We start from the raw sequence: 1,116 nt of genomic DNA on the forward strand, positions 1-1,116 counted from the left end.
TGATGCGGCTGGTGGCCTTCGCACACAGTCCCAGGGCGACGAAGGGGTCGCCGTGGACCAGCGGGGTGTCGTTCACCCAGAAACTGTGCAGGCCCAACTCCTCGGCCTGCACGGCGAGATCCTCCACACCGGGGTGTGCGGTGGCCACGACACCTGCACGCATCAAAACCTCCAAGGCGCAAAGGATCGGCTCGAACGTACTCAGCCTGACATCAGACGGTGGATCGAGCACGTCGAAGTCGAGTGCACAGTCGGCGCCGAGCGGTTGCGAGTGTCGTCCGACGGCATCGAAAGCGGAATCCGACAACTGACCCTGAACACCGACAGCTTCCTCTGCAACCGACAACCTGATCCGCCCTGAATACCGCGCCCTTCGAATAAGAGCACTTCCCCAGTACGGCGAGGTGGCCGCCATCCGCGCCGGGCATCTGCGCTGCCTGGACTCCGGCGCGGTCGTGGTCACCGTCCCCGGCACTCAGCGGTTGATCGTCTGCCGCGCCGCCTGGGAGGACGTCCTGGTCCACGCCGCAGGCCAGCCGGGCGACCGGTTTGTGCTCCGGCCCGGGCGCGCCGGTCCTTAGGTCATTCCTTTCGCATGGCCTGGGATTCAGTCCGTGACCTTGCTGGCCGCCCGGTACTCCAGGTGCGCGTACTCGGGGTGCCGGGTCAGCCACCCCGCGATGAAGGGACAGACCGCGAGCACCCGCAAGCCCTCCGCCCGTACCGATTCGACGCCTTCGCGCGCCAGCAGGGAACCCACACCGCGTCCTTCGTAGGCCGGATCGACCTCGGTGTGGACGAAGGCGACAAGCTCCGCCGTGCGAATGTAGGCGGAGAACCCCGCGAGCGTTTCGCCGTCGTGGGCCTCGAATCGGTTGGCGGTGTGATTGTCGGTCACGGTGATCATGTGGCGGTCTCCGAGGGGCGAGTGAGGAAGCACAGGTAGGTCGACGATATACGTGGCGGAGGCGGAGGAAAGTTCTCGGTGGAGCTTCGGTCGATGGTTCGGTCTGGGACCGGGTTGGGGGGGGGGGGGGGGGGGGCCCCCCCCCCCCCCCCAACAACGACCCCCACAAAACCCCCCCAGGTGGCGTGCCCCCGGGCGGGCGGCGGTGC

At 67.7% G+C, this 1,116-nt stretch carries 3 protein-coding genes; 1 reads left to right on the plus strand and 2 read right to left on the minus strand.

Going from position 1 to position 1,116, the window contains the following annotated elements; genetic code table 11:
- On the minus strand, positions 1-346 hold a 346-nt coding region (locus ABZ297_RS46850; RefSeq protein WP_355361114.1), incomplete at its 3' end, for an LLM class flavin-dependent oxidoreductase.
- Positions 347-404: 58 nt separating this feature from the next.
- On the opposite strand from ABZ297_RS46850, the gene ABZ297_RS46855 reads away from it, so the two are divergent.
- Positions 405-581, plus strand: coding sequence for a hypothetical protein (locus tag ABZ297_RS46855; protein WP_355361117.1), 177 nt, complete (start codon positions 405-407; stop codon positions 579-581).
- A gap of 26 nt (positions 582-607) precedes the next feature.
- Here the strand turns inward: ABZ297_RS46855 and ABZ297_RS46860 are convergent, their stop codons facing one another.
- Positions 608-907: a GNAT family N-acetyltransferase gene (locus tag ABZ297_RS46860; protein ID WP_355361120.1), complete on the minus strand. Its 300-nt coding sequence runs from the start codon at positions 905-907 to the stop codon at positions 608-610.
- Between the last annotated feature and the right edge of the window lie 209 nt (positions 908-1,116).

The organism is Nonomuraea sp. NPDC005983 (assembly GCF_040614375.1).
GTDB lineage: Bacteria > Actinomycetota > Actinomycetes > Streptosporangiales > Streptosporangiaceae > Nonomuraea.